General features: G+C 72.0%; 23 protein-coding genes. 8 read left to right on the top strand and 15 right to left on the bottom strand.

From position 1 onward, the window contains the following. Positions 1-67: 67 nt before the first annotated feature. Positions 68-1,744, bottom strand: a complete 1,677-nt coding sequence (gene hutU, locus ACIF9R_RS27485; RefSeq protein ID WP_399985053.1) for a urocanate hydratase — start codon at positions 1,742-1,744, stop codon at positions 68-70. A 134-nt stretch (positions 1,745-1,878) separates the two neighbouring features. On the opposite strand from hutU, the gene ACIF9R_RS27480 reads away from it, so the two are divergent. Further along, a complete protein-coding gene (locus tag ACIF9R_RS27480; RefSeq protein WP_399985052.1) occupies positions 1,879-3,291 on the top strand; it encodes a diaminopimelate decarboxylase in 1,413 nt (470 codons plus the stop codon). A gap of 166 nt (positions 3,292-3,457) precedes the next feature. Here ACIF9R_RS27480 and ACIF9R_RS27475 read toward each other — a convergent pair whose 3' ends face one another. Next, positions 3,458-4,042, bottom strand: coding sequence for a hypothetical protein (locus ACIF9R_RS27475; protein ID WP_399985051.1), 585 nt, complete (start codon positions 4,040-4,042; stop codon positions 3,458-3,460). 91 nt (positions 4,043-4,133) lie between these two features. Continuing rightward, positions 4,134-4,976, bottom strand: a complete 843-nt coding sequence (locus ACIF9R_RS27470; RefSeq protein WP_399985050.1) for a MurR/RpiR family transcriptional regulator — start codon at positions 4,974-4,976, stop codon at positions 4,134-4,136. Positions 4,977-5,185: 209 nt separating this feature from the next. Between ACIF9R_RS27470 and ACIF9R_RS27465 the strand changes: the two genes are divergently transcribed. Continuing rightward, positions 5,186-6,073, top strand: a complete 888-nt coding sequence (locus ACIF9R_RS27465; RefSeq protein ID WP_399985049.1) for a TniQ family protein — start codon at positions 5,186-5,188, stop codon at positions 6,071-6,073. Between the two features lie 58 nt (positions 6,074-6,131). On the opposite strand, the gene ACIF9R_RS27460 is transcribed toward ACIF9R_RS27465, so the two are convergent. From ACIF9R_RS27460 to ACIF9R_RS27415, 10 genes are all read right to left on the bottom strand, one after another. Further along, entirely contained in the window at positions 6,132-6,485 is a 354-nt protein-coding gene (locus ACIF9R_RS27460; RefSeq protein ID WP_399985107.1) for a hypothetical protein, read from the bottom strand. Then, positions 6,410-7,045 carry a TniQ family protein gene (locus ACIF9R_RS27455; RefSeq protein WP_399985105.1) on the bottom strand — a complete coding sequence of 212 codons (636 nt, stop codon included), beginning with the start codon at positions 7,043-7,045 and terminating at the stop codon, positions 6,410-6,412. Before ACIF9R_RS27455 ends, ACIF9R_RS27460 begins: the two co-directional genes overlap by 76 nt. A 25-nt stretch (positions 7,046-7,070) precedes the next feature. Further along, positions 7,071-7,688 carry a TniQ family protein gene (locus tag ACIF9R_RS27450; RefSeq protein WP_399985048.1) on the bottom strand — a complete coding sequence of 206 codons (618 nt, stop codon included), beginning with the start codon at positions 7,686-7,688 and terminating at the stop codon, positions 7,071-7,073. Between the two features lie 132 nt (positions 7,689-7,820). Continuing rightward, positions 7,821-8,594 (bottom strand): alpha/beta fold hydrolase, encoded by a 774-nt coding sequence (locus ACIF9R_RS27445; protein WP_399985047.1) that lies wholly within the window; start codon positions 8,592-8,594, stop codon positions 7,821-7,823. Continuing rightward, positions 8,591-9,148, bottom strand: a complete 558-nt coding sequence (locus ACIF9R_RS27440) for an NAD(P)H-dependent oxidoreductase (protein ID WP_399985046.1) — start codon at positions 9,146-9,148, stop codon at positions 8,591-8,593. Before ACIF9R_RS27440 ends, ACIF9R_RS27445 begins: the two co-directional genes overlap by 4 nt. 8 nt (positions 9,149-9,156) lie before the next feature. Next, positions 9,157-9,489 carry a hypothetical protein gene (locus ACIF9R_RS27435; RefSeq protein WP_399985045.1) on the bottom strand — a complete coding sequence of 111 codons (333 nt, stop codon included), beginning with the start codon at positions 9,487-9,489 and terminating at the stop codon, positions 9,157-9,159. Continuing rightward, entirely contained in the window at positions 9,477-10,553 is a 1,077-nt protein-coding gene (locus ACIF9R_RS27430) for a YhgE/Pip domain-containing protein (protein WP_399985044.1), read from the bottom strand. Before ACIF9R_RS27430 ends, ACIF9R_RS27435 begins: the two co-directional genes overlap by 13 nt. Positions 10,554-10,596: 43 nt before the next feature. Then, positions 10,597-11,370 carry an LLM class flavin-dependent oxidoreductase gene (locus tag ACIF9R_RS27425; RefSeq protein WP_399985043.1) on the bottom strand — a complete coding sequence of 258 codons (774 nt, stop codon included), beginning with the start codon at positions 11,368-11,370 and terminating at the stop codon, positions 10,597-10,599. Then, positions 11,363-12,193, bottom strand: coding sequence for an LLM class flavin-dependent oxidoreductase (locus ACIF9R_RS27420; protein ID WP_399985042.1), 831 nt, complete (start codon positions 12,191-12,193; stop codon positions 11,363-11,365). Before ACIF9R_RS27420 ends, ACIF9R_RS27425 begins: the two co-directional genes overlap by 8 nt. 16 nt (positions 12,194-12,209) lie before the next feature. Further along, on the bottom strand, positions 12,210-12,962 hold the full coding sequence (locus tag ACIF9R_RS27415; protein WP_399985041.1) for a thioesterase II family protein: 753 nt from the start codon (positions 12,960-12,962) through the stop codon (positions 12,210-12,212). A 147-nt stretch (positions 12,963-13,109) separates the two neighbouring features. Between ACIF9R_RS27415 and ACIF9R_RS27410 the strand changes: the two genes are divergently transcribed. Continuing rightward, the gene (locus ACIF9R_RS27410) at positions 13,110-13,733 is read left to right on the top strand and encodes a TetR/AcrR family transcriptional regulator (protein WP_399985040.1); all 624 of its coding nucleotides are present in this window, start codon (positions 13,110-13,112) and stop codon (positions 13,731-13,733) included. Here the strand turns inward: ACIF9R_RS27410 and ACIF9R_RS27405 are convergent. Further along, positions 13,693-14,712: a fatty acid desaturase family protein gene (locus ACIF9R_RS27405; protein ID WP_399985039.1), complete on the bottom strand. Its 1,020-nt coding sequence runs from the start codon at positions 14,710-14,712 to the stop codon at positions 13,693-13,695. The genes ACIF9R_RS27410 and ACIF9R_RS27405 overlap by 41 nt on opposite strands. A gap of 35 nt (positions 14,713-14,747) precedes the next feature. Beyond that, positions 14,748-15,254: an SRPBCC family protein gene (locus ACIF9R_RS27400; RefSeq protein ID WP_399985038.1), complete on the bottom strand. Its 507-nt coding sequence runs from the start codon at positions 15,252-15,254 to the stop codon at positions 14,748-14,750. 605 nt (positions 15,255-15,859) lie between these two features. Here ACIF9R_RS27400 and ACIF9R_RS27395 point away from each other — a divergent pair. The 5 genes from ACIF9R_RS27395 to ACIF9R_RS27375 all read left to right on the top strand — a co-directional run bounded on the left by ACIF9R_RS27395 (position 15,860) and on the right by ACIF9R_RS27375 (position 25,881). Then, on the top strand, positions 15,860-17,047 hold the full coding sequence (locus tag ACIF9R_RS27395; protein WP_399985037.1) for an aminotransferase class I/II-fold pyridoxal phosphate-dependent enzyme: 1,188 nt from the start codon (positions 15,860-15,862) through the stop codon (positions 17,045-17,047). A gap of 498 nt (positions 17,048-17,545) precedes the next feature. Continuing rightward, entirely contained in the window at positions 17,546-18,322 is a 777-nt protein-coding gene (locus tag ACIF9R_RS27390) for an SDR family NAD(P)-dependent oxidoreductase (protein WP_399985036.1), read from the top strand. Positions 18,323-18,372: 50 nt separating this feature from the next. Next, on the top strand, positions 18,373-21,498 hold the full coding sequence (locus ACIF9R_RS27385) for an amino acid adenylation domain-containing protein (protein ID WP_399985035.1): 3,126 nt from the start codon (positions 18,373-18,375) through the stop codon (positions 21,496-21,498). Next, on the top strand, positions 21,491-24,250 hold the full coding sequence (locus tag ACIF9R_RS27380) for a beta-ketoacyl synthase N-terminal-like domain-containing protein (protein WP_399985034.1): 2,760 nt from the start codon (positions 21,491-21,493) through the stop codon (positions 24,248-24,250). The genes ACIF9R_RS27385 and ACIF9R_RS27380 overlap by 8 nt, the downstream gene beginning before the upstream one ends. 5 nt (positions 24,251-24,255) lie before the next feature. Next, positions 24,256-25,881, top strand: coding sequence for an aldehyde dehydrogenase family protein (locus ACIF9R_RS27375; RefSeq protein WP_399985033.1), 1,626 nt, complete (start codon positions 24,256-24,258; stop codon positions 25,879-25,881). The last annotated feature ends 4 nt before the right edge of the window (positions 25,882-25,885 follow it).

Raw genomic sequence — 25,885 nt, 5'->3', positions numbered from 1 at the left:
TGTGGGGACGCGGCCGGAGCCGTGGGCGGCAGCGATGCACCCACCCCGGCCGAAGAGTCGACGTCCCTCACGCCGAGTCACCCTCACGCATCGGCACCCGCACGCCCCGCTCGTCGGCCACCGACTCCGCGATGTCGTACCCGGCGTCGACATGCCGGATGACCCCCATCCCGGGGTCGTTCGTCAGCACCCGCCGGATCTTCTCCCCCGCCGACGCGGTCCCGTCCGCCACCGTCACCTGCCCGGCGTGGATCGACCTCCCCATGCCCACGCCCCCACCGTGGTGGATGGACACCCACGACGCCCCGGAAGCCACATTGACCATGGCGTTCAGCAGCGGCCAGTCGGCGATGGCGTCGGACCCGTCCAGCATCGCCTCCGTCTCCCGGTAGGGCGACGCCACCGAACCGCAGTCGAGATGGTCCCGCCCGATGACGACCGGCGCGGCCAGCTCCCCGCTCGCGACCATGTCGTTGAACCGCTCGCCCGCCTTGTCGCGCTCGCCGTAGCCGAGCCAGCAGATCCGCGCCGGCAGGCCCTGGAAGTGGACCCGCTCCCCGGCCATCTTGATCCAGCGGGCCAGGGACTCGTTCTCCGGGAAGAGCTCGAGGATCGCCTTGTCGGTCTTGGCGATGTCGGCCGGGTCACCGGACAGCGCGGCCCAGCGGAACGGGCCCCTGCCCTCGCAGAACAGCGGCCGGATGTAGGCGGGCACAAACCCCGGGAAGGCGAACGCGCGCTCGTACCCGGCGAGTTGCGCCTCACCACGAATCGAGTTGCCGTAGTCGAACACCTCGGCACCGGCGTCCTGGAAGCCGACCATGGCCTCGACGTGCCGGGCCATGGACTCGCGGGCCCGGATGGTGAAGCCGGCCGGGTCCTTCGCGGCGGCGTCGGCCATGTCCTCGAAGGCGATGCCGGCCGGGAGGTACGCCAGGGGGTCGTGGGCGGAGGTCTGGTCGGTGACGATGTCGATGGGTGCGCCCATGGCGAGCAGCCGCGGGACCAGTTCGGCGGCGTTGCCGAGGACGCCGATGGACAGCGGCCGCCGCCGGTCCCGGGCCTCGACGGCCAGTTCCAGGGCGTGGTCGAGCGAGTCGGCCCGCACGTCCAGGTACCGGTGCTCGATGCGGCGCTCGATCGCGCGGGGGTCGCAGTCGACGCAGATCGCGACCCCGTCGTTCATCGTCACGGCGAGCGGCTGGGCCCCACCCATGCCGCCGAGCCCGGCGGTGAGGGTGATGGTTCCGGCGAGGGTGCCGCCGAACCTCTTCGCGGCGACGGCGGCGAAGGTCTCGTAGGTGCCCTGGAGGATTCCCTGGGTGCCGATGTAGATCCAGGATCCGGCGGTCATCTGCCCGTACATGGTCAGGCCGAGGGCCTCCAGGCGGCGGAACTCCTCCCAGGTGGCCCAGTCGCCGACGAGGTTGGAGTTGGCGATGAGGACGCGCGGGGCCCACTCGTGGGTCTGCATGACACCGACGGGGCGCCCGGACTGGACCAGCATCGTCTCGTCCTGCTTGAGGGTCCGCAGCGTGCGGACCATGGCGTCGAACGAACGCCAGTCGCGCGCCGCCTTGCCGGTGCCGCCGTAGACGACGAGCTTGTCGGGGTGCTCGGCCACCTCCGGGTCGAGGTTGTTCTGCAGCATCCGCAGGGCGGCCTCCTGCGGCCAGCCCAGGGCGCTCGGTGTGGTGCCGCGCGGCGCTCGGACAGGACGGGGTCCGGTTCCGGGTCCGGCCATGGTGTGCCTCCTGTGGGCTGCGGACGATTACTGCAGATATTCATATCCTCATGCGCTGAATAGAGCTAGTCAAGAAGGGGGGTGTGTCAGCACGTCCGTACGAGGGATGTTTGTCTGGATGGATGCGCGCCAACATGGAGAACACCGACGGGACGAGGGACGCGGTGGCTGACGAGAACCGCTTGACGGACGAGGTGGACCCACAGGGCACCGGGCGGGCGGCCCGGCGGGACGAGGCGGTGCGGGCCGCCGTGGAGCACGGGCTGCTCGACGCCGATGTCCCCTTGGTGGCACTGCTCGACGTCACCGGCATCCGGGAGTCGGCCGCCGGGCTGCGGGCGGCGTTCGACGCGGTGACGGCGCCCGGCACACCCGTGCTGCACGCGTTCGCGGTCAAGGCGAGCCCGCTGGTGCCGGTGCTGCGGCTGCTCCGCGAGGAAGGCATCGGCGCGGAGGTGGCGAGTCCCGGCGAGCTGGCGCTGGCGCGGGCGGCGGGGGTGGAGCCGGAGCGGACGGTCCTCGACTCCCCCGCCAAGACGCCCGCCGAACTGCGGGAGGCGCTGGCGCTGGGCATCGCGGTGAACGCGGACAACCCTCAGGAGCTGGGGCGTCTCGACGCCCTGATGGCCGGGTCCGGCTCCCGCTCTCCCGTCGGCATCCGGGTGAACCCGCAGGTCGGCGGCGGTTCCATCGAGGCGCTGTCCACGGCGACGGCGACCTCCAAGTTCGGGGTGGCGCTGCGCGACGAGGGAGCGCGGGAGTGGGTGGTGCGGGCCTGTCTCGACCGGCCGTGGCTGACCCGGCTGCACGCGCACTCCGGCTCTCAGGGCATCGCGCTGTCGATGATGGCGCGGGGCGTCTCGGAGACGTACGCCCTGGCGGAGGAGATCAACCGGCGTGTGGGACGGCAGCAGATCGACACCATCGACATCGGCGGCGGCCTGCCGGTGAACTTCGCGTCCGAGGCGAACAGCCCGACGTACGGGGAGTACGCGCGGGTGCTGAGCGAGACGGTGCCGGGACTGTTCGACGGGCGGTACGGGCTGGTCACCGAGTTCGGCCGGTCACTCCTGGCCAAGCACGGCACGGTGGTCGCGCGTGTGGAGTACGCCAAGAGCGCGGGCGGACGCCCGGTCGCGGTGACGCACGCGGGAGTGCAGGTGGCGGCGCGGACGGTGTACGCGCCGGAGTCGTGGCCGCTGAGGATCGCCGCGTACGACGCGAAGGGGCGGCGCAAGGAGGGGCCGGCGGTCGTGCAGGACGTGGCGGGGCCGGCCTGCTTCGCGGGCGACCTGCTCGCACAGGGGCAGGAACTGCCGCTGCTGGAACAGGGTGACTACGCGGCGGCGCTGGACACGGGCGCGTACTACTTCGCCCACCACTACGCGTACAACTCGCTTCCCCGCCCGGCCGTCTACGGCTTCGCCCCGGACGGCGCGGGCACCATCACCTTCGCCACGGTGCGCCGCGCCCAGACCATCGAGGAGATCGTCACCGAATCAGGCGCCCTCCACACCACCACCCTGACCTCCCTCCCCACCCCCTGACAACACCCCAGGCCCGCGGGGGCACTACGCAACCAACCCCGCCCCCACCCCCCAGGGGCGCGGGGAACTGCGCGACCAACCCCCACCCACCCGCACCACACCACAGCCCGTAACCACCTGAAGGGGCGCGGGGAACTGCGCAGTCCCCCACCCCGCCCCGCAGGGATCACGCCGAGGCGACAGCCCGCCGCCGCGCGCCCCCCGGCGCCGCATCCCCCGCCGCGATCCCCGTCGCACGGTACGCCTTGACCCGCTTCCCGGCCGGCCGCCCCACTCCCGCGCGCAGCCAGTCGACACGCACCCACAACAGCACCTCGCCGTCCTGCTCCAGCCGCCCGATCCACGCCGCCTTCAGCCACAGGCCCGCTCCGCAGCCGGCGAGCAGCAGACCGGCGGCCGCGGGGGCGGCGAGCGCCGATCCCAGTGCGGCGAGGAAGGCGAGCAGCAGCCACCAGCGGTGCCCCCGGCGCCAGTTGCGCACGGTCACCGCGCGGTCCTGGAGCACATCGTGCTTGCCCGCCCGCGCCGCCTGGCGGGCCAGCACGCGGTACCGCTCCCGTCCGCCGTACACCACGACGGCCGCCGCCACGAGGAACAGCGCCGCGCCCGCGAGAACACCGATCCGGCGCCCGGTCAGTCCCGGCACCAGCACCCCGACGCCCGCGGCGACGACTCCCAGCCACCACAGTGGCGCGGCCCCGGCCCGTACGACGACGGCCACCCGGGCCAGCCCTTGTCCTCCACGTGTCACGTCCGGCCTCCCGTCTCTCATGCCAATGGACAGGAGAGGTTAGCGACCCAGGGTGAGACAAGTCTGAGAAAGCGCGGCGGACGGCGCCCCCTCAGTCCACGAACAGCCCGCGCGCCGCCGCCTTCGCGTCGAACTCCTCCAGCCGCGCCTGCGCGTCGGGCAGGTCGTCGCACATCGCCTCCAGCAGTACCCGGCCCAGCAGCATCGGCGCGCACGCCGTGTCGAAGGCCAGCCCGGTGCCGACGGCGGCGGGCAGCAGCAGGTCGGACACCTTGGCGACCGGCGCGAATGGGGAGTCGGCGACGGTGACGACGGTCAGCCCCGTCTCCTTGGCGTGGACGAGGGCGTCGACGACCTCGCGGGGATGGCGGGGCAGCGCGAAGCAGAGCAGGGCGCTCGCCCCGGCCCGGGCGGCGGCGTCGATCCGGTCGTGGAGCATCGTGCCGCCCTCGTGGAGCAGCCGTACGTCCGGATGGACCTTGGCGGCGAAGTAGGCGAAGCCGTGCGCCTGGGCGGCGGCGGCCCGCAGCCCCAGCACGGGCAGGGGACGGCTGCCCGCGAGGACCCGCCCCGCCCGCCGCACGGGCCCGGGGTCGGCCAGTACCCCCGCCAGGTGCCGCAGGTTCTCGATCTCGGCCTCGACGGCCTGCTGGTACGCGTTGTACGAGCCGGTCTCCGGCGCGGGTTCGACGGGCGCGATCTCGCGCAGGTGCCGGCGCAGGGCGGGGTAGCCGTCGAATCCGAGGGCGACCGCGAATCTGGTGACGGACGGCTGGCTGACCCCGGCCAGCTCGGCCAGCTCCACGCTGGACAGGAACGGCACGTCGGCGGCCCTGCGCACCATGCTGTGCGCGATGCGCCGCTGGGTCGGCGTCAGCCGGTGCCCCTCGAAGAGCGCCTGGAGGCGCGCGGCAGGGCTCTCGGTGCCGCTCATGACGTGACGTCCCCCTAGGACCTCGGGCCCGCTCGGCCTATTCACCCATCACCACTTCTGCATGCCGTTATACAACCGCACGGGACATCGCGCCGAACACACGTCGTGAGTGAGGGCGGAGGGTGGAAATGAGAGTGTGAACTCCAACGCGATAGTGCACTTGATAGCGTGGACTCCTATATGAGAGCGGTCTGCATCGCTTCTTGGGGGTGAGGTCAGCGCTGCCGCGACGATTGGCGCTGGTCACGGTCCCTCATTCGGGAGAAGCCTTCGGGTCGTGGGTGGACCGGATGGCGCGGCTGAACCGCTGCCCGGCTGCGGAGGTGGCGGATCTGCTGGGTCTTCGGCTACGCGGAGCGTCTGCCGATGTGCGACCGCCGGTGTTCGGGGTGCGATCGGATGAATCGCTACGGCGGGCCTTGTACGCGACGACGGGCATTCCCGGCAGCCTGGTGGACGGCATGCATCTGTCCGTTTTCGAAGGCGGGCCGCTGAACGTGTCGGCGGTGCTCTCGGCAGGCAAGTCGCATCGGCCCGCGGCGGGCCGTGAGTGGGCGGAGGTGTACGGCAGCCGAGCGTGCCCGAGCTGTTTGCTGGTTTCGGGTGGGGTGTGGCGGCTGTGGTGGAAGCTGTCGTGCGCGGCGGTGTGCCCCGAGCACCCGGTGCTGCTACTGGATCGTTGTCCGTCGTGCGGCGGGGTGCTGCGATGGCCCGCCGCTTCCGGACACCGACGCCGTCCTCCACCGGCGCTGGCACGGCCATGGCGGGGCCCTGTGGTACCAGAACGATCCACTGCTGACGGCCGCTCTCATCAAGATCGCGACGGCGGGCGGCCTCGCCGAATCCAGGTACGCCCGCACACAGGCCGACGCGGCCTCGTGGTCCGCCGACGGCCTCTTTTCCCCGGGCACCGGTGTACCGCCGACCAACCGCTTCGGCGGTACGTGCCGCGCGATCGGCTGCGCGGCCTGGGTTCCGCCCGGCCAGAGCCACGTGGTGAAGACGCAGGTCATATGCCCCGCACACGCGGATCACGCCATCACGCCAGGAGCCGCAGACCTCATCCCCCGGCGTTTCACCTGAGCGGCGCTCGATGACGAAAGCCGTGGCCTGGCGGAACGGACCACGCGAACCTCGCGGTGGTGGGCGGGTCCATCAGCCAAGTGGCCCCGCCCCGGGCGTGTCCCACCGTACGGACCGGGCGGCGATGCGCACGAGGGCGGACACCGCGGCAGGCGTCCCGTTCGCCAGCGTCCACGGCAGCTGCGGCTGCCACGACTGCCCCAGCGTCTCGTGCACGGCATCGATGACAATGCTCTCCATCCGGTCCAGCAGACCAGCCAACGTCTTGCGGTGCGTGACGTCGCGGATGATCAGGACGAGCTGCTGCAGCAGCTCGCGCGACGTCTCGTTGTGCAAGACATCGGCGGGGGTCAGCAGCGCATGGACGCGGCGCTGGACGTGAACGGCCTCCTCGTCGCCCACCGGGAGCGCCGGCATCTCCGCCACCGGGAACCCGCACACCCTCGCCCCAAGGCGCCGTGCGCCGCGGCCGTTCCGTGCCGCCGGACGCACGCAGTGCGTCCCTGTCCGGCGCCGGTAGCCTCCCGCCGCCAGTACAGCCTGAGGCCGCAGCGCGGACAGCGGTCCACCAGACACACCAGGTGGTCCGCGCACAAGAAGGTCCACCTCAGCCGCCAGCTGAGCAGCCACCGGCCGCCCGACGCCTCGACGCACAGCGGGCACGCGGCCGAGTGATCGCGGCGCAGCCACGGCTGGGTCACGCGGGCACCCTGACCGACGCGCCCGTTGTCCTCAACGAGCTGCGGCAGCGCCGTCGGCGCGTAGTAGCCGAGCAGCATCCGCTCCACCTGCGCCGGCCTCAGCCCCGTACGCCGCCGCAGTCCCTCCAACTGCTCCTGGCTCAAATGGAACTGGTGGGTACTGAAACTCGCGCTGCCCGGCAGTCCCAGGGTCCGCAGGGCCCTCGCCCGCGACACCCGCAAACTCGCCGCGACCGTATCGACCCAGCTGACGAACGCCTCCCCAGGAAACGGGGCCGGAACCACCCCGAGCCGCCGGACCGGCTCCTCCTCAGCCACAGCCCGTCCCTCCCCGTCCCTCTTCCCCGGCCACGCTCTCCACGAGGGGGCGCGCCGGGCTCAGCCCCAGCCCCCGGGAAGCCCCGGGACAGATCCAGGACTGCGGATTCCCCGGCCACACCCGGTGCAGGGCGGAACCGCAGCCAGAGCACTGCGAGATCAGGTACCTCTGGTGCCGTACGCATGCGAACGACCAGACGAGCCGCCATTTCAGGAGCCAGCGGCCACCGTTCTCCCGCAGGCACGACGGGCAGGCGTTGGACTGCTTGGGCAGCACCGTCCGCAGCCGGTACCGCCACGCGGCCCAGGCCCCGCACTCCTTCGCGTCGTCCGGCGGCAGCGGCTCCAGCGCACTGCCCGCGTAGTGGGCGAGCGTCATGCTTCGCAGCCGCTGCCCTGTCACCCCGGTGCTCTGGCTCACCGCACGCACGACGGCGTCGCTGACGCGGTAGCCGAACACGGCCGACACCGTGCTTGAGCTGATCAGACCGGCCATGCGCAGCGCCTCGGTCCGGGAGACCTGGTTGAGCCGCGCGAGCGCGTCCCCCCAGCTCAGCAGAGACGCACCGGGACAGGGATCGGGTACGAGCGCGAGCCTGCGTGGACTCATGCCCCAGGCTCCCGCCGGGGCGTCGCGAATCCGAGCAGAGGGCCTGAAGTGACACCCAGCCCCCTGAGCCAGCTCGACGGCTGCGGTCGCAGACGGCGACTGAGTCGGCTGGGATAGCTGAAGGGAGATCTGTCAGATGGCACGCAGCCGCACATGGGCGTTGCGGACCAGGTCGGCGAAGGCATCCGGGTCCTGCAGCGGGAAGAGATGGCCGCCGGGGGCGTGTGCGAGGTGGGCGGGCGTGCCGGCGCCGCGAACGGCCCTGAGGAACGCCTGTTCCTCCAGGCGGAAGAGAAGGTCACAGCGCCCGTTGACGAACCGGGTTGGAGTCCGCAGTCGGGCGGCCAGGCTCAGGAAGTCCACGCGGCGCAGCTCCTGGACAGTCTCACCGAAGGCGTGCTGGGCGAAGCCGCCGGCGATGACGGCTTCGGCGCACTCGGGGGTGGCGTGGCGGCGGAAGAGGCGGGCGTTCACTGCGGCACTGCGCACCTCGCTGCGGCGCTCGTCGATGCGTGCGGCGGCAGTGTAGGCGAGCGCCTTCAAGCCGCGCGCCCGCGTGGTCGAGCCGCACACCAGCAGTCCGCGCACGTGGTCGGGGTGGGCCGCCGCATGGGCCATGGCCACGAAGCCGCCCAGGGACATGCCGACGACCAGGGGCCGTCGGCCCGTCGCCGTGTGTGCCTCGGTGACCGCGGCGTCGAGTGCCTCGACGGCCGCGGCGAGCGTGAACGCCCTGCCGTGCAGGGTGCCGTGGCCGGGCAGGTCCGGGGCGCTCACCCGGAAGTCGGGCGCGAGCCGCCGGGCATGCGGGAGCCACATGGACGAGGACACGCGGATGCCGTGCACCATCACCACGGCGGCGGCCGTCTCACGACTGTCGAAAACGCGCAGTCCCGGCAGGCTCATGCCACACTCCGCACAGCCTGCTGCGCGCAAAGCCGTGCCGTGGCGCGCCGGAGCAGCGCTGTCCCCCGGTCGAGTTGCTCACGGGCGCCGACGTACTGGGGAGCCCCCAGTGATCGTGCGGCCCGCTCGGTCAGGAAGCAGCCGGGGACGATGGCGGTCGCCCCCATGGAACGGAGCACCGTGCGCAGCGCTTCGTGGAGCAGCGTGCCGTGGCTGGCCATGTGCCCGGTCGCCAGCGGCAGAACGGCCTTGCCCACAAGACCGCGCCGGGGCAGCACATCGAGGAAGGCCTTGAGCAGGCCGGAGTACGAGGCCTTGTACACGGGGGTGGCGATGACGACGCCGTCGGCCTCGGCGAGCAGTTCCGCCGCCGCGGTCAGCCGGGGATGACCGGCGTCGCCGCGCAGCAGGGCGTCGGCGGGCAGGTCCCGCACGGCGAGGTGACGGGTCTCGTGGCCGTCGCCCGCCAGACGGGGCACGACCTGGGTGAACAGGACCTGTTCGGTGCAGGAGTCCGGCGAGGTACTGCCGGAGACGGTCAGAAACGTGGCCATGGCTGGTCTCACCTCACGACGACGGACGGGGGGAGCGGCTCCGGTGTGGGATGTGCTGCGGGACGGGGCGTCAGTTCGTGCTCGTGGGCGCGCCGGTAGCCGCGCCGGTCGTAGAAGTGCGAGCCCAGCAGCCCCAGCAGGACGGAGCCGAGCGCGTACGCTCCCAGGGCCAGCCACGCGGTGGTCACCTGTGAGGCGTCACCGCCGTAGAACAGCAGGGACCGGATGCCTTCGACGACATGGTGGGCCGGCAGGAGCTGTCCGAGCGCGTTCAGGCCGGCCGGCAGGGCCTCGGGCGGGATGGCGCCGCCCGACAGAGGAATGCCGATCAGGGTGACCACGAGGAGGGCGAGGATCTGGCCGGGGGCGCCGAGTACCGCGAACAGGGCGAGGTCAGCAGCGTGACGGCGGCGCAGGCAAGGCCGCAGAAGGCCACCAGCCGGCCGGGGGCCTGGGCGCCGAGGTCGATGCTGACGAGGCCCACCTCGGCGACCACCGCTCCGGCGGCGAATCCCATGACGGTGCCGATGACCGCCTTGGCGAGGAACGTCGAGGAGCGGGCGATCCCGACGACCGGCTTCAGCAGCCGGCGAGGGCCGATCTCCAGGGGGAGGTAGCCGAGCCGGGCATCGACGAGCATCGTCAGCAGGCTGGCCGGCAGGAGCCCGGAGATGAGCAGTGCGACGGCGAGGTAGAGCGGGACGGTGCCACCGGAGGACGCCGAGCCGGTGTCTGCGGGCTGCTGCTGCGCCGTGACCTGGACGGGGTCGTGGAGGAGGGCGAGGAAGCCGGGGGTGGCGGCCGCGCTCTGGGGCTGAGCGCCGGCGCGGGTGGGGTCGGCGGCGCGGCCTGCGGTGGCCGTGGGGTCGGCGGTGGCCTTCTGCGCCGCCTTGGCGCGGGCGATGAGCTGGGAGCCCAGCTGGGCGGAGGCCTTCGCCGCGGTCTGGCGTACGGCCTTGTCCGCCATCGAGGCCGCCATGCCGCCCACTCCCCGGTGGGTCAGTACGGCCAGCGCGGGACGTTCGGCGGAGCTGCCCGCGGTCAGCAGGGAGAGCGACTTCTCGGTGAAGTCGCGGGGGACCTCCAGTACGGCGTAGGCGTCCTGGTCGGCCAACGCCCGCTCGGCGTCCGCCCGGTCGGCCACGACGGTCCACTCCACCCGGTCGTCCCGCGCGGCGGCGCGGGTGATGCCCCGCACCAGCTGCGCCCCGAGGTCGACCTTCGTGCCGTCCGCCGCCGTGACGCCCTCGTCCTCGGAGACGAGGATCAGGGGCAGCCGGTGCAGATGACCCTCGGGGTCGGTGGCCGGGGCCAGATAGCTGAAGGTGCTCAGGGCGGCCAGCACACAGCCCACCACCACGACCAGCCAGGCGCGTGGCTGCTTCCAGACGTTGCTGGCTCGCACGGCGGCATCCTCTTTCGTGTTCGGGCTTGTCGTCATCACTGCGTCATCGCACCGCCGTCGCACGGTCGGTCCGCCGAGTGAGTCCCAGCCGGCCGCGCAGCGTACGGCGGACGCGTTCGGCCCGCGGCGGCAGCACTCCGCGCTCACGCAGCAGGGGCAGCGTCACGCGGGCGAAGATCTCCAGCGAGGCGGGCCCCGCGGGGAAGTCCAGCAGCAGGCCGTGCGGCCGCTCGGTGCGGACCAGCTTCTCCAGGAGGCCGGCGCTGTCCTCGGCGCTCTCCTCGGGGCGCGCGGACGGTGTCGGGGGCAGGGTCACGGGCGTCAGACGCGGCAAGGGCGCCCCGCTGTCCTCGACGGCCACGTGCCAGTCGGCGGCCGACGGCGACCACGAGGTCAGGACGACCGGCTGCTGCTCCGGGGTGCCCTCGAAGCTCTGCCGTACGGCCGCCAGGTACGCCTCGGCGTCCGGCGTACCGGCATCGTCCAGCAGGAGCCCGGCGCGGCCCTCGGAGACGAGGTCGAGCGTGGCAAGCTCACGGGCAAGGTGATCCGGTACGCAGGAGGCCGGAGACACCTCGGCGACCAGGCCGAGTGCGACGGTACGGGCGGCGACGTCGGCGAGGACGCCGACGGGCTCGACGGTGGGCCGGCCCGCCGGGTCGCTCCCGCGGAGGACCAGCGCGTCGACGCCGGCCCGGTCCGCGGTGACTGCGGCGTCGGCCAGCGCCCTGAGGCTCGCGCGTGCCGGCCGGTCCGGTGCCACGGTGGCGGACAGGGCCGCGAACAGCCGTACGGCAGAGGGGCGTCGGTCAGGCATGGACGCCTCCCGGGGCGAGTGTGGGGTCCGGCAGGCCGAGGGTGCCGCGCAGGTCCCGGCCGTCATAGGCGTTCGGGAACAAGCTGCGGCGCCACAGTTCGGGGACGACGTGGTCGACGAAGTCGACGAGCGGGCCGGTCTGCCCGGGGAAGGAGAGCAGGAAGCCGTCGGCCGCGCGCTCCTCGTACCAGCGCTGCATGTGGTCCGCGAGGTGCGCGGGGGTGTCCGTCCTCGACGGAGTCAACGCCGGCCAGATCAGTACGTGTTCGGGGTTCCGGCCCGCCTCGCGGACGCCGTCGGCGATCTCGGCGTAGCGGCGGCGGGCCGAGGGCAGGTCGGGCGGGGAGGTGAGGACGACGTCGGCGTACCGGGCGGTGAAGGTGTCCCCGGCGGTGGGATCGTCGGTACGGAAGAGCACCAGCTGCCGCTGTACGGGCGGTGCGATGCCGGGCGTGCCGTCGCGGTGGGCGGCGTCCCACAGTCGCAGCGTCTCGTCCACGGCCGTCCCCGCCGGACCCGTGATGTGCCAGCCGGCCCGGCCCGACGAGAGGACGTCCAGCGAGACGTGTCGACGGACCAGTCGGTGCGGGTCCCAGCCGCTCGGCGAGCCCGTAGCGACGAGCCCGATGTGTTCGGTGGCCCCCGACAGTCCGGACAGCAGGGTCACCGGGTCCGGCGCTTCGGGCGCGCGTGGTGCCGGGGCGAGGATCGCGTCGACGCGGCCTCGCTCCAGCTCCATGGCCAGGAACTCCTGGAACGGATAGTCGAGTCGGCCGGGCAGCAGGACGCCCAGCGTCAGACGCCCGGGCGGTGCGTGCAGCATGGCGGTGTCCCCTCGTTCAGCTCGTCTCGTACATGTCGTGGGCCGGGGTGGTGACCGGCGTGCGTCCCGCGGCGACCGACCGCACGAGTTCGCCCAGGAAGCGGGGCACGCTGTCGCTTTGCCAGGGGAAGAAGTGGTCGCCGGGCAGCACCCTGAGGCCTCTCCACAGCCGCGCGTGCCGCTGCCAGCCGGCCACCTCGTGCGGCGGGTGGACCGGGTCCTGGCCCCCGGCGAGTGCGTACAGCGGTACGGGGACCTCGCGGACTTCCGTCCGCCGGGCACGGCCCAGCAGACGGAAGTCCGCCTGAAGCGGGCGCAGCACCAGCGCCCGCATCCCGGGATCGGCAAGCACGGGGGAGGGAGTGGAACCCAGGCCTGCCACATGGTCCACGAGCGCCTCCGGATCCTCGGCGAGGGCGCGACTGGCCGCCGAGTCGAGGAGGTCGGGCGGGCCCATCGCGGAGACGACGAGCGCCTGCGGGGGAGTGCCCAGCCGGTCCAGCGCATCGCACAGCTCGTACGCCAGCAGGCCGCCCATGCTGTGCCCGAACACCACCAGCGGGGCCGACGGATCGCCGAGCCGCGGCAGCAGATCCGCGACGGCGTCCTCTGCGCGGTCCAGGGGCCGTTCGGGCAGTCGGCGGCCGTGCCCGGGCAGTTCCGGGGCGATCAGCTCGCCGCCCTCAGGCAGGGCGGACGCCCAGGGCCGGTAGACGTCGGCGCCGCCACCGGCGTAGGGCAGGCAGACGAGTCGGATGGTCGGATTCATGCGGTTCCCCCTGGGCGCTGAGCCGGACGCACGCGCACCGCCGTCACAGCAAATGCAACGCAACGGTGCGTTGCAATCCTAGAGTCCGGATAAGATCGATGCAACACAACGTTGCGTTGGCCTCTTGGGGCCGGTGTGGAGGCGACAGTGGTGGACAGCGTTACGACGCAGGTGCGGGCCGGGGAGCGGAGCGGCCCTCGCCGCAAGGAGGAGATCTTCGCGGCCAGTCTGGAGCTGCTGGCCGGGCAGGGATACGACGCCTTCACCGTCGAAGGGGTGGCTCAGCGGTCCGGCGTCAACAAGACCACCATCTACCGCTGGTGGCCGTCCAAGTCCGAGCTCCTGCGCGACGCCCTGCTGCACTCCGGGACGCTCGCCTTCGACTTGCCCGACACGGGGAGCCTGACCGGTGACCTGACCGAACTGGCCGCCCGGGTCGAGGGGTTGCTCGCCGAGCCGGAGACGCGGGTGGTGGTGGAGGCGGCACTGGTCGGCGCCGTACGCCATCCGGCCATGCGCGAGCTGGTGACCCAGTTTCTGGAGGACCGGCTCGGGCGCCACCAGCCGCTGTTCACCCGGGCCGTGGAGCGGGGCGAGCTGCCCGCCGACCTCGATCCGGCCCTGCTGGTCGACGCGGTGGCCGGTGCCCTGTGGATCCGGCTGCTGGTACGGCGAAGGCCGGTGTCGGACGCCTTCACCGGGCAGCTGGTCGCGCTGCTCGCCGACGGGATCAGCGCGGCGCGGGAGCGGGCCGGGCGACGGCGCGGGTGACCTCGTCGAGGTGGGCGAGGACCTCACGGTAGGAGCGGGCGGCGCCGACCTCGTAGTAGGGCAGGCCGATCTCGGCGCAGTACTCCCTGACCAGCGGTCGGCAGCGACGCAGATGCGGCCGGGGCATGGTGGGGAACAGGTGGTGCTCGATCTGGTAGTTGAGGCCGCCATAGAAGAAGTCGTGCAGGCGGGAGCTCAGGATGTTGCGGGAGGTCAGCACCTGGCGGGCGAGCCAGTCGGGTTCCTCGCCGTCATGAACCGGCAGACCCTTGTGGTTGGGGGCGAAGACACAGCCCAGGTAGACGCCGAACAGGCCCTGGTGCACCACTACGAACAGCACGGCCGGCAGCGGGGAGAGGGTGGTGAGAACCACCGTGCCGTAGGCGATCGCGTGCACCGCGAGCAGGGCGAGTTCCAGCCGCGGGCGGCGCACCACCCCGCGCCGGATGGCGATGATCGAGCCGATGCGCAGGCCGAGCGACTCCAGGCACAGCAGCGGGAAGAACAGGCGGGCCTGGTGGCGGATGACGAAGGCCCGCAGGCGGGAGACGCCCTCGGCCTGGCGCGGGGAGAAGGCGACCACCCGGCGCAGGATGTCCGGGTCGAGGTCCAGGTGGTTGGGGTGGTTGTGGTGGCGGGTGTGGTGGTTCATCCACCAGCCGTAGCTGAAGCCGAGGGCGAGATTGCCGTGCAGCAGTCCGAGGATCTCCATGGCCCGCCTGCTGTGGGTGACCTGGGCATGGCCCACGTCGTGGCCGAGCAGTCCGGTCTGGCCGTAGGCGAAGGCGAGCAGGGCGGCGCAGGCGAGCTGCCACCAGGAGTCGCCGACCAGGGCGAAAACGGTCCAGGAGCCGGCCAGCAGGGCCGTGTTCGTGGCGAACTTGGCCGCGTAGTAGCCCCGGCAGGGGGTGAGCAGACCGGCGGTGCGTATGCGTTCCTTGAGCGGTGCGAAGGACCGTCCGTCCGTCGTGAGGTTCATGAGCCGTGCTGCCTCTCTGTCGGTCTGTCGGTCGGTCAGGCCGCGAGGGCCTGCTGCAGCCGGCGCAGCGTGGTGCGCATGCCGGCCCGGTTGGCGGCCGCGCGAGCCTCGGGGCGGGTGCCGGTGAACACCAGGCCGAGCAGTTCCGTGACGCGAGCGCCGGGACCGCTGCGCAGGTCCTGCCAGTACTCGGTGACGCGGGTCCCCTCGCCGTCCGGCTCCAGCCGGTAGCCCCACAGGGCCACGGGCAGGCCGAAGGTGCTGACCCGGAACGCGAACTCGTGGGGCGCGTCGGCCACGGTGACCCGGCAGGTCGTGAACCACACCAGAGGGCCCTTGCGGTTGAACCCCACGAATCCGGTCCCCTCGCGCGCCGTCGTGCCGCGATACCATACGTAGAAGCATTCCGGGCTCCACTTTCCCATGTTCCGAAGAGGGGACAGGGCTGCGTAGACCTTCGTGCGGGGTGCGTTGACGACGATGCTCTCCTGGACTTTCCACAGGCGTTCCACAGAGTTCTCCCGGGTGGTTCTGAATTTCATTCAAGGAAAGGGGAGGCCGGGCCGGACCCGGCGGACTGTAGTGGCATACCGGCCGGTAATGCAACGGTTCAAGCGGAGCTCCCGGCTCCCCTTCTCGCGGGTAATCGAAAGCCCAGCCATTAACCAGGAAGTCACTTGACGCGATCGGGTCGCGACCATAGCTTAGAACGAGTCGGATCGTTCTAGGTTTCGGTCCAGGTGGTCGCCACCTGGCCGTTCTTGCACGTCAGAGACGTACCCACGGGGGGGGTGCGTCCTGGTCGGCGCGTGTCGACCTGTGACGCGTTCCCTCGTGGTCGAACCAGGGGGATACATGAACAAGATCGCGAACGCGGTCGGCAATGCACTCTGTGACATCGCGTCCGTCCTTCAGTTGCTCTGGAACAGCTGGGACCGAGCCGGCCGATGAGCGAATTCCGTGCCGAGTGCGCGGAACGCGATCCAGGACCTCTCTCTCATACGCCCGAAGGGTCGGCAACGGCGCCGCCGCGGGAACTCACGACCGTGTTCGGAATTCTCCACATGGTTGTCCGAGAGATGGAATTGCACATTCCGCGACCGAGTTTATCCATGCCTTCCTACGGCCTTCGAAAAGGTGGATGAGAGTGAGTCTCCTCATACAGAAATGCGCCTCCTACACACGGGCGCGTGACGCCAGGAACGCCGGCCTCTACCCCTACTTCCTCAACTTCGACGCGCGGGACGCGGGCGTCGCCCGCATGGTCGGCGGGCGTGAGGTCGTCATGTGTGGCTCCAACGACTACCTGGGGCTCAGCACCGACCCGCGGGTCGTCGCGGCCGCCGCCGAGGCCTCGGCCCGGTACGGTGCCGGGTGCACCGGCTCGCGCTTCCTCAACGGCAACCTCGACCTGCACGACCGCCTGGAGCGGGAGCTCGCCGACTTCTTCGGCAAGCCCGCCGCGCTGGTGCTGACCACCGGTTACCAGGCCAGCCTCGGGGCCGTTGCCGGGCTGTGCGGACCGGGCGACCTGATCCTCATCGACAAGGAGGCCCACGCCTCCCTGATCGATGCCGCCCGGCTCAGCCGCGCCAAGATCCAGTGGTTCGCGCACAACGACACCGCCGACCTCGCCGACAAGCTGCGGCGCACCGGTCACCGCGGCGGGGTGCTCGTCGTGGTCGACGGTGTCTACAGCATGGAGGGCGATCTGTGCCCGCTGCCCGAACTCGTCGACATCTGCGAGGAGTTCGGAGCCACCCTGCTCGTCGACGACGCCCATGGCGCCGGTGTGCTCGACAAGGGTCGCGGCACGTGCTCCCACTTCGGTCTCACCGACGAGGTCCCGCTGATCACGCTCACCTTCTCCAAGGCCTTCGGCTCCATCGGCGGTGCGATCCTGGGCGACGAGGAGGTCATCGACTACCTCCGCCACAACGCACGCGCGCTGATGTTCTCCGCGAGCGCCAGTCCCGCCAACACCGCCGCCGCGCTGGAGTCCCTCCGCATCCTGCGCGACGAGCCCTGGCGGTGCACGGCGGTCGCCGACAACGCCGCGTACATGCGCCGCGAGCTGACCGCGCTGGGCTACCGGGTCGGGGCGAGCGCCACCCCCATCGTGCCCGTGGACACCGGCGACGACCTGGCCACGCTGCACGCCTGGAACCTGCTGATCGAAGAGGGGGTGTACGTCAACGCCGTGCTGCCCCCGGCCGCCTCACCCCGGCTGCGCACCAGCTACACGGCCGTGCAGACGCGGGAGCACCTCGACCGCGCGGTGGCCGGCTTCGCGGCGGTGCGGGAGCGGGCGTTGGGGTTGTCCGTGGCGGCCTGAGGGTGTTCGGCGGGGTGAGGTTGTCGGGCAGGGGTGAGGTTGTCGGCCGGGCTGGGCTTGTCCGGCAGGGCTGGGTCTGCTCACCGGAGCTGGGTGTCACCTGCTGCGGCTGGGTCTGCTTGCCGGGGGCCGTTGCGCCCGCTGGGGCCAGGTGTTCCTGTCGCGGGCCGTCCCGGCCGGCCAGGGCTGGGCGTGTCCGCCACGGCTGTCCGCCCTCCGCGGTCCGAACTCGCCTGGACGGCTGAACAGCCCCACAACCGCAGCGCCCGCACAGCCGAACCGCCACCACAACTGCTCCGCGTGCAACAACTCCGGCGACTGTAAGTCGGGTTGCGTGCCGTGACTTGTCCGTCCGGTAGCCGGGTTGCGTGGCGTGACTCGTCTGCCCGTAACCCGAGTTGTGGACCGCAACCAATCCGCCCCACCACTCCGGAGCGCACGCCACAAGCGTCCCGTCAACCACAAACGTCCCAACCGCCACGACTGGGAGTCACCGCCATGCCCACCGCCCTCGTCACCGGAGCCACCGCCGGACTGGGCAGCGCCTTTGCCCGTCATCTCGCGGCGCGCGGCTACGACCTCGTTCTCGTGGCACGTTCCGAGACCGATCTCAAGGAACGTGCCGAACACCTGCGCGAGCAGGGAGTCGACGTCGAGACCATCCCGGCCGACCTGACCACCGACGAGGGCTGCGGCGCGGTCACCGAGCGCCTCAGGGCCGCGCCCGCCGTCGATCTGCTCGTCAACAACGCCGGCATCGGCTACGAACGGCCCTTCCTCGCCACCGGCATCGCCGCCGAGGAGCGCCTGCTCGACCTCAACGTCCGCGCCGTCCTGCGGCTGACGGACGCCGCCCTGACCGTGATGACCGAGCGCCGCGCCGGAGCCATCCTCAACGTGGCCAGCGTCGCCGGACTCGGCCCGGCCTGGCTCAGCTCCACCTACCCGGCCAGCAAGGCGTGGATCATCGCCTTCACCGAGTCCCTCGCCTCCTCGCACCAGGTCACCTCGGCCGGAGTGCGCATGACGGCCCTGCTGCCCGGCTACACCCGGACGGAGTTCCACCAGCGCGCGGGAATCCCCACCAGCTTCCCGCCGCCCTGGTTGTGGCTGAGCGCCGACGCCGTGGTCCATACCGCCCTGGAAGACCTCGAGAAGGGCAGGGTCGTCAGCATCCCCAGCCTCCGCTACAAGATCGCCGCGTGGGGCCTGCGTCATCTGCCGCGCAGCCTCGCGCGCACCGTCGCCTGGGACATCAGCAAGCCGGCTCACTGACCGGCCCGCGCACAACTCAACGACGAAGAGACGGACGAAGAGAGACCCGCATGACTGAGTGCCGCTCGGCACGGCCGGCCACTCCGGCGCAGCTGAAGCTCTACACCCATACCCAGCTCTTCACCAACAACGCGGCCTTCAACCTCGCCGGTGCCTACCGGATCACCGGCGACGTCGACACCGACCGGCTGCGCATCGCCCTCGCCCGGCTCGGCCGTGGTATCCGCGCCTTCAACACCGTCTTCGAACAGCGGGGCAGGCAGGTCCTCGCCGTACACCGGCCCGGACCCGAGCCCCGTGCCGAGGACATCCCGCTGATCAGGCTCAGCGGCGACCAGCGCGAGGAGGTCGCCCGGCGCCTGGCCGAGCGCGCCGACACCCCGCTGCCGCCGGACGCCCCCGAGCAGTACCACTTCACGCTCTACCAGGACGACCACGCCGTCTACGCGGCCCTGCTGTTCTCGCACATCGTTCTGGACGGCTACTCCTACTTCAACTTCGTCGCGGAACTGGAGCGCCTCTACGCCGACCCGGACGCCGAACTCTCCCCGGCCACCCAGGACGACCCCTCCGACCTGGTCGCCCCGCTCCCGCCACGCCCCGACGCGGTGGCCTTCTTCCGCAAGCAGCTGGAGCACCTCACCACCTTCGGCGACGACCGTCTCCAGGGCCGCCGCGCCCCCGACGGAGGCCTGCTCGGCGAGGAGCGGCGCCTGCGTCTGGACGCCGCCACCAGCGACCGCATCCGGCAGCAGGCCAAGGACCTCGGATGCACGCCCTTCTCCTACTTCCTCGCCGCCTACCTGGTGACCTACGCCCGCTGCACCGGCGGCCGCCGGCTGGTCACCGGGCTGCCGCTGGCGGGCCGGCGCGGACTGCGCCAGAAGCAGGCGTACGGCTACTTCGTGAACACCCTCCCGCTGGCCGTCGACCTCACCGAGCACGACACCTTCGCCGACCTGTGCCGCTCCGTGCAGGCCACGACGACCGGCATGCTGCGCCACCAGAACTTCGACCTCGCCGCCGCGGCCCGTGAGGTCTGCCCCCGGGCAGTCGGCGGCATCCTCAGCACCGACAGCACCTTCACCTACTACAAGGAGCCCCTCCAGCTGCGCCTGGCGGGCTGCGAGGTGGAGTGGCTCATCCAGCCCCGGCGACTGGTCAAGTACCCGCTGTCCATGAACGTGGAGGACTTCGGTTCCTCCTTCACCGTCAACGTCGAGTGCTCGCACGAGCAGTGGGCCACCGACCCGCTGTCCGTGATGCGCACCGTCCTCGACAGCGTCCGGGACGATCCCGCCATCGCCGTCACCGACATCCCGGCGCTCTCCCCGCCGGCCGAGGCCGAGCTCGACTACCTGGTCAACCCGTACGCGGCCCGCCCGGCGTACGCGGTCGACCGGTCGCTGGACGCCTGGTTCACCAAGGTCGCGCGGCGGCTTCCCGGCCGCACGGCCGTCACCGCGGGCGAGGACCGGCTGACGTACGCCGAACTCCACGAGCTGTCCGACCGGATCGCCGCCCGGCTCGTCCGGGAGGTGCCCGGACCGCACGTCGGCATCGCCATGCGCCGGGGCACCGCGCTGGTCGCCGCGATCCTCGGCGTCCTCAAGGCCCGCAAGGCCTACGTACCGCTGGATCCGGGCTCGCCCGCCGCGCGCATCGAACAGATCCTGCACAGCTTCCCCGACGGCCTGCCCGTCATCGAGGACGAGGCGCCCTGGCAGGACCTCGGCACCACGTCCCTCCACGCCGGCGACCTCCTCGCCCCCGGCCCCGCCGGACCCGTGCCGCGGCAGCCGGCGGACCCGGACGCCGACGCGTACGTCATCTTCACGTCCGGATCCACCGGCCGCCCCAAGGGCGTCCAGGTGACCCATCGCAACGTGATGCGGCTGATGCGCTCGACCGAGGAGCACTTCGGCTTCGGGCCGTGTGACGTGTGGAGCCTGTTCCACTCGTACGCCTTCGACTTCTCCGTCTGGGAGATCTTCGGGGCGCTGCTGTACGGCGGACGCCTGGCCGTCGTCCCCGAGACCGTCGCCAAGTCGCCCGACTCCTTCCGCGACTTCCTCGTGTGTGAGCAGGTCACCGTCCTCAATCAGACGCCGTCCGCCTTCGGCCAGCTCCTGAAGGTGCTGCGCCCCGAGGACCGTGACGCCCTCGCCCTGCGGTACGTCGTCTTCGGCGGCGAGGCGCTGCGGTACGCGGCCCCGCAGCCCTGGTTCGAGCTCATGGGTCGCCGCACCCGGCTGATCAACATGTACGGCATCACCGAGACGACCGTGCACGTCACCTACCACCCGGTCACCGAGCAGGACGCGCAGTACGAGACGGCCTCCGCCATCGGACGGCCGCTGTCCGACCTGACGGTGCGGGTCGTCGACGAGGACGGACACCTCTGCCCGCCGGGCGTGCCGGGCGAGATGATCGTCGGCGGCGCTGGTGTCACCCGCGGCTACCTGGCCCGCCCCGAGCTGACCGCCGAGCGCTTCCCGGTGCACGACGGCGCGGTCGTCTACCGCTCCGGGGACCTCGGCCTGGTCCGCCCCGACGGCACCCTGGTGCATCTCGGGCGCATCGACAAGCAGGTCCAACTGCGGGGCTTCCGCATCGAGTTGGGCGAGGTCGAATCGGCGCTGCTGTCGCTGCCCGGCGCCCAGGAGTGCGCAGTGCGTCTCGACGAACGGGACGCGGACCATCCAGCGCTCGTCGCCTTCCTCGCCGGCCGCGGGCTGCCCGGCGACGCCGAGGTGCGCTCCGTACTGCGCCGGCTGCTGCCGCCGTACATGATGCCGTCGCGCATCGTCCGGGTGGACGCGCTGCCGCTGACCGTCAACGGCAAGGTCGATGAACGGGCCCTGCCCTGGCCGCCATCGGCCACCGACACCGTGCCGCGGCCGGCCGCGGCTGACTCCGCCTCCACCGCCGATTCCGCCTCCACCGTCGACGCCGTCGAGGACGTCTGGCGCAGCGTGCTGCCGGCGGCGAGGTTCGGGCCCGACGACAACTTCTTCGACATCGGCGGCTCGTCCATGCACGTCGTCGAGGTGCACCGGCGGCTGCAGGAGCGGCTCGGTGTCGACGGCCTGGAAATGATCGAGCTCTTCACGCACACCACGACGCGGCAGCTCGCCGCCCACATAGACGCCATACGGGGGACCACTCATGCCTGACCAGCCCGATCCGCTCACCGCACCGCTCACCGGCCCGATCGCCGTCGTCGGCATGGCCGGCCGGTTCCCGGGCGCCGCGAGCGTGCCCGAACTGTGGGAGCTGCTCCTGTCCGGACACGAGGCCGTACGGCGCTTCTCCGCCGAGGAGATGGCGGCCGCCGGAGTGAGCCCGGCGGACATGGACGCACCCACCCGCGTGCCCTACGGCGCCGACCTCGCCGACGCCGACCTGTTCGACGCGGACTTCTTCGGCGTCACCCCGCGCGACGCCCGCCTGATGGACCCGCAGCACCGGGTGTTCCTCACCTGCGCCTGGGAGGCCGCCGAGGACGCGGGCCTGGTCACCGGGGGCGCGGCGAACGTGGCCGTGTACGCGGCCGGGAGCCTGTCCACGTACCTGCTCTTCAACGTCCTGCGCTCGGCCGAGCACGCGGACGGCACGATGACGTACCCCGTCCTGCTCGGCAACGACAAGGACTTCCTCGCCACCCGCGTCGCCTACAAGCTCGGCCTGCGCGGCCCCGCGATGACCGTGCAGACGGCCTGCTCCAGCTCCCTGACCGCCGTGCACCTGGCCTGCCGGGCCCTGAACGACGGCGAGGTGGATGCGGCGCTGGCGGGGGGCGTGAGCATCTCCTTCCCGCAGACCGCCGGTTACGACTATCAGGAGGGCGGCATCCTCTCCCGCGACGGGCACTGCCGGGTCTTCGACGCGGAGTCGTCCGGCACGATCAAGGGCAACGGCTGCGGGGTCGTCGTCCTCAAGCGGCTGGCCGACGCCCACCGTGACGGCGACCGGGTCTACGCCGTCATCCGCGGCAGCGCCCTCAACAACGACGGCTCGGCCAAGATCGGCTTCACCGCACCGGGCACGGCGGGGCAGCAGGCCGTCATCCGCAGGGCGATCGAGGTCTCCGGGGTCCCGGTCGGCGACATCGGCTACATCGAGACCCACGGCACCGGCACGGCGGTCGGCGACCCGCTGGAGCTGAGCTCGCTCGCCGCCGCGCACCGCGCCGCCGGCACGCCCGCCGAGGGTGCCCTCATCGGCAGCCTCAAGGCCAACCTCGGGCACCTGGACGCTGCCGCGGGGGTCACCGGACTGATCAAGGCCGCGCTCGTCCTGCACCACCAGACGGTGCCGCCGCAGATCAACATCGGCGAGCCCAACCCGTTCCTGCAGCTGGACCGCCTGCCGTACGAGGTGCCACGCGCCGCGGTCCACTTCGACGCCGAGCCGCTGCGGGCCGCCGCGGTGAGCTCTTTCGGGATCGGCGGGACCAACGCGCACTGTGTCCTGGCGCACGCGTCGGCCGCCCCGCTCGCCGATGAGGACCACACGGCGACGCCGTACCCGGTCCTCCTCTCCGCACGCGACGCCGCCGCACTCACCGACCTCGCCCGCCGACTGCGCGCCCACCTCGACGAGCACCCCGGCATCCGGCTCGTGGACCTCGCGTACACCCTGTTCGCAGGCCGTACCCGGCACCCGGTGGCGCACACCTTCACCGCCGGGGACCTCGCCGAAGTACGGGCGGGACTCGACACCCTGATCGCCGACGGAGCCAACGGGGAACTCCCCGCCGACGACGCCCCGTTCCCCCTCGCCCGCAAGATCTCCCTGCCGGGCCACCCCCTGCGCCCCCAGCGCCACTGGATCGAGCCGGACACCCCCCGGCCGGTCCCGCAGCAGCCGTCCACCGAGCGGCTGCCGGGCGCACCGGTGCCGGTCTCCGTCACCACCGCGACGGAGACCGGCACCGACGACGGCCTGCTGGAGCAGGTCACCGCCGTACTGGAAGAGCACCTGGGCGTCCGCGGGATCGCCCCGGACGACGGCTACCACGACCTCGGCGGGGACTCGCTGCTCGCCGTCGAGATCGTCAGCGTCTTCCGGAACCGTTTCGGCGTCACCCTCGACCTCGACGCCTTCGGCACCCTGCGCACCCCGAGCCGGATGGCCGAAGCCGTGCGCGCCGCCCGGGCCGGGGAACCCGCCGGACGCGGACTGGTCACGGTCCGCGAGGGCGACGGCCCACCCCTGTTCCTAGTGCACCCCGCGGGCGGCACCAACCTGCTGTACGTCAAGCTCGCCGAGGCCTCCCACTCCACCGTCCCGCTGACCGCGCTGTCCTTCCCCGCCGCCGAGGCCGGCCGATGGCCCGCGACCCTGCGCGGCCTCGCCGCCCTGTACGTCGAGCGCGTCCGGTCGGTGCAGCCCCACGGCCCCTACCGGCTCGGCGGCTACTCCTTCGGCGGCAACGTCGCCTTCGAGATGGCCGTTCAGCTCCAGGCCGCCGGCGAACGGGTCGAACCGGTGCTGATGCTCGACACCCACGTACCCGAGAGCTACGTCGGCGGACGCCTGAGCCCCGGGGAGTTCGACGCGGCGTTCGACGTGCTGTCAAAACAGACCTCCCTGATGCGCGGCGTCGACGTCGGCGTCCTGCGCGAGGAGGGGTTCCTGACGATCTGGCAGGCCAACCACGACATGCTCAAGACCTATTACCCAGACCGCCCCTTCGACGGCGACATCCTGCTGCTGCAGGCGGAGGAGTCCGAGCCGGAGGAACTGCTCGACGCCCTGCGCATCAACGTGCGCGACAAGTCGCTGTGGCAGGACCACATCACCGGCCGGCTGCGCGTCCAGAAGGTCCCCGGCCACCACTTCACGATGTTCGAGGACGGCGAGCGGATCACCGCGCTGGCCGCCGCCTTCGACGACGCCGTCGCCCGGTACGGGAAGCGGTGAGGCCCGTGCTCAGCTACGGCTCCTACATCGGCGGCACAGAACAGCCCGGGCAGCAGTGGATCTACACCCTGCGCGCCTCCGCCATGCTGGACGACTTCTTCGGCGCCATCCGCCTCAAGCGCGGCCTGGAGCGGGGCCGCGTCCCGCTCGACGAGGCCGGTACCGACATCGTCGGCCGGTGCGCCACCGCCGACGCCGACGACATGAACGCCGCCCTGGAACTCGCGGCCGGCGCCGCGCGGACCTGGTCGGCGGCGCCCCTGGAACGCCGTATGCGGGTCGTGGAGGAGTTCCACGACCTGGTGCGCACCCACCACGACACCCTCGTCGACCTGATGATCGCCGAGGGACACCCGAGGGCCCTGGCCCGCTGGGAGGCCGCCGGCATGCTCGCCAACACCGGCGCCACCACCCGGTCCTACCTCGCCCGGCAGATGCAGTACACCGCGGAACTCGGCGAGCGCACCCTCCAGGTCCGCCGGGTCGCCGACGGCGTGGTCTGCCTCAACCCGCCGCAGAACGCCACTGTCGCCAACGCCCTGCTCGGCATCTGGGCGCTCGCGGCCGGCAACGCCCTCGTCGTCCGCGCGCCCCGCAGCGCGCCCCTCGGCGTGATGTACGCGCTGCGCGAGCTGATCGCCCCCGCCCTCGAACAGGCGGAGGCCCCCGCGGCCGCCCTGTCGGTGCTGTGCTCCGACGCCCGCGGCACCCTCGATCAGTGGCTCGCCAGCCCCCTGGTCGACGACATCATGTACTTCGGCAACAGCGAGCAGGGCATCGCCTTCGGCGCCGAGTGCGTCGCCCACGGCAAGAAGCCCGTCCTCGAACTCGCGGGCAACGACACCTGCGTCGTCTGGCACGACGCCGACCTCGAGCTCGCCGCCGAGGCCCTCGCCGAGGCCTTCTACGGCTCCGGGCAGATCTGCATGGTGCCCAACTGCGCCGTCGTCCACCCCCGCGTCGCCGACGAACTCCTCGCCAAGCTGCGGGAGCGGGCCGCCGCGATCAGGCCCGGCCCCCCGGAGGCACCCGACGCGCTGCTGTCGCCCGTCCTGCGCCCCGACAAGTTCTACGACGTCCTCGGCCAGGCCACCGAGGCCGGCGCCGAGCTGGTGTGCGGCGGCCGCCGCCTGGACGTGCACGGGCGGCCCGACGACACCCGCGGGCTCTTCCTGGAGCCCACGGTGCTGCGCGTGAACGGCCTGAAGACGGCGCGCGACCTGGACGCCGTACGCCATGAGACGTTCTTCCCGCTGCTGCCCGTGGTCGTGCCCGAGGAAGCCGACGACGCCGAACTCCTCGTGGCCGTCGCCGACTTCGTCAACACCAACGAGTACGGGCTGCGCAACTCGCTGTGGTCCGGCAGCGAGCGGACCGTCGACGCCTTCCTGTGCCTGATCCGCAACGGCGGGCTGCTCAAGGTCAACGACTCCCACATCGGCTTCCTGCCCCTGCTGCCCACCCACGGCGGCACCGGACTGACCGGCGGCCCGGGCGGCGAGGCCAACTACCCGATCCTGCGCACCTCCCACCTGCAGGGAGTCAGCGTGGCCCGCGGAGTGCGGCCCGGCGCGGCGGTCTTCGCGCAGGTCGGGCCGGACGACGTCGACGTACAGGAGGTGTCCGCGTAATGCG

The organism is Streptomyces sp. NPDC086080 (genome assembly GCF_044540255.1).
Taxonomy (GTDB): domain Bacteria; phylum Actinomycetota; class Actinomycetes; order Streptomycetales; family Streptomycetaceae; genus Streptomyces.
Note: the sequence above shows the minus strand (reverse complement) of the source record. Positions and strands in the feature narration are given on the sequence as shown.

Bases quoted from the DNA above. Each gene is read 5' to 3' on its own strand.
- hutU (WP_399985053.1), bottom strand. From the start codon at position 1,744: ATGGCCGGACCCGGAACCGGACCCCGTCCTGTCCGAGCGCCGCGCGGC.
- ACIF9R_RS27480 (WP_399985052.1), top strand. From the start codon at position 1,879: ATGGAGAACACCGACGGGACGAGGGACGCGGTGGCTGACGAGAACCGC.
- ACIF9R_RS27470 (WP_399985050.1), bottom strand. From the start codon at position 4,976: ATGAGCGGCACCGAGAGCCCTGCCGCGCGCCTCCAGGCGCTCTTCGAG.
- ACIF9R_RS27450 (WP_399985048.1), bottom strand. From the start codon at position 7,688: ATGAGTCCACGCAGGCTCGCGCTCGTACCCGATCCCTGTCCCGGTGCG.
- ACIF9R_RS27445 (WP_399985047.1), bottom strand. From the start codon at position 8,594: ATGAGCCTGCCGGGACTGCGCGTTTTCGACAGTCGTGAGACGGCCGCC.
- ACIF9R_RS27440 (WP_399985046.1), bottom strand. From the start codon at position 9,148: ATGGCCACGTTTCTGACCGTCTCCGGCAGTACCTCGCCGGACTCCTGC.
- ACIF9R_RS27425 (WP_399985043.1), bottom strand. From the start codon at position 11,370: ATGCCTGACCGACGCCCCTCTGCCGTACGGCTGTTCGCGGCCCTGTCC.
- ACIF9R_RS27420 (WP_399985042.1), bottom strand. From the start codon at position 12,193: ATGCTGCACGCACCGCCCGGGCGTCTGACGCTGGGCGTCCTGCTGCCC.
- ACIF9R_RS27415 (WP_399985041.1), bottom strand. From the start codon at position 12,962: ATGAATCCGACCATCCGACTCGTCTGCCTGCCCTACGCCGGTGGCGGC.
- ACIF9R_RS27405 (WP_399985039.1), bottom strand. From the start codon at position 14,712: ATGAACCTCACGACGGACGGACGGTCCTTCGCACCGCTCAAGGAACGC.
- ACIF9R_RS27400 (WP_399985038.1), bottom strand. From the start codon at position 15,254: ATGAAATTCAGAACCACCCGGGAGAACTCTGTGGAACGCCTGTGGAAA.
- ACIF9R_RS27390 (WP_399985036.1), top strand. From the start codon at position 17,546: ATGCCCACCGCCCTCGTCACCGGAGCCACCGCCGGACTGGGCAGCGCC.
- ACIF9R_RS27385 (WP_399985035.1), top strand. From the start codon at position 18,373: ATGACTGAGTGCCGCTCGGCACGGCCGGCCACTCCGGCGCAGCTGAAG.
- ACIF9R_RS27380 (WP_399985034.1), top strand. From the start codon at position 21,491: ATGCCTGACCAGCCCGATCCGCTCACCGCACCGCTCACCGGCCCGATC.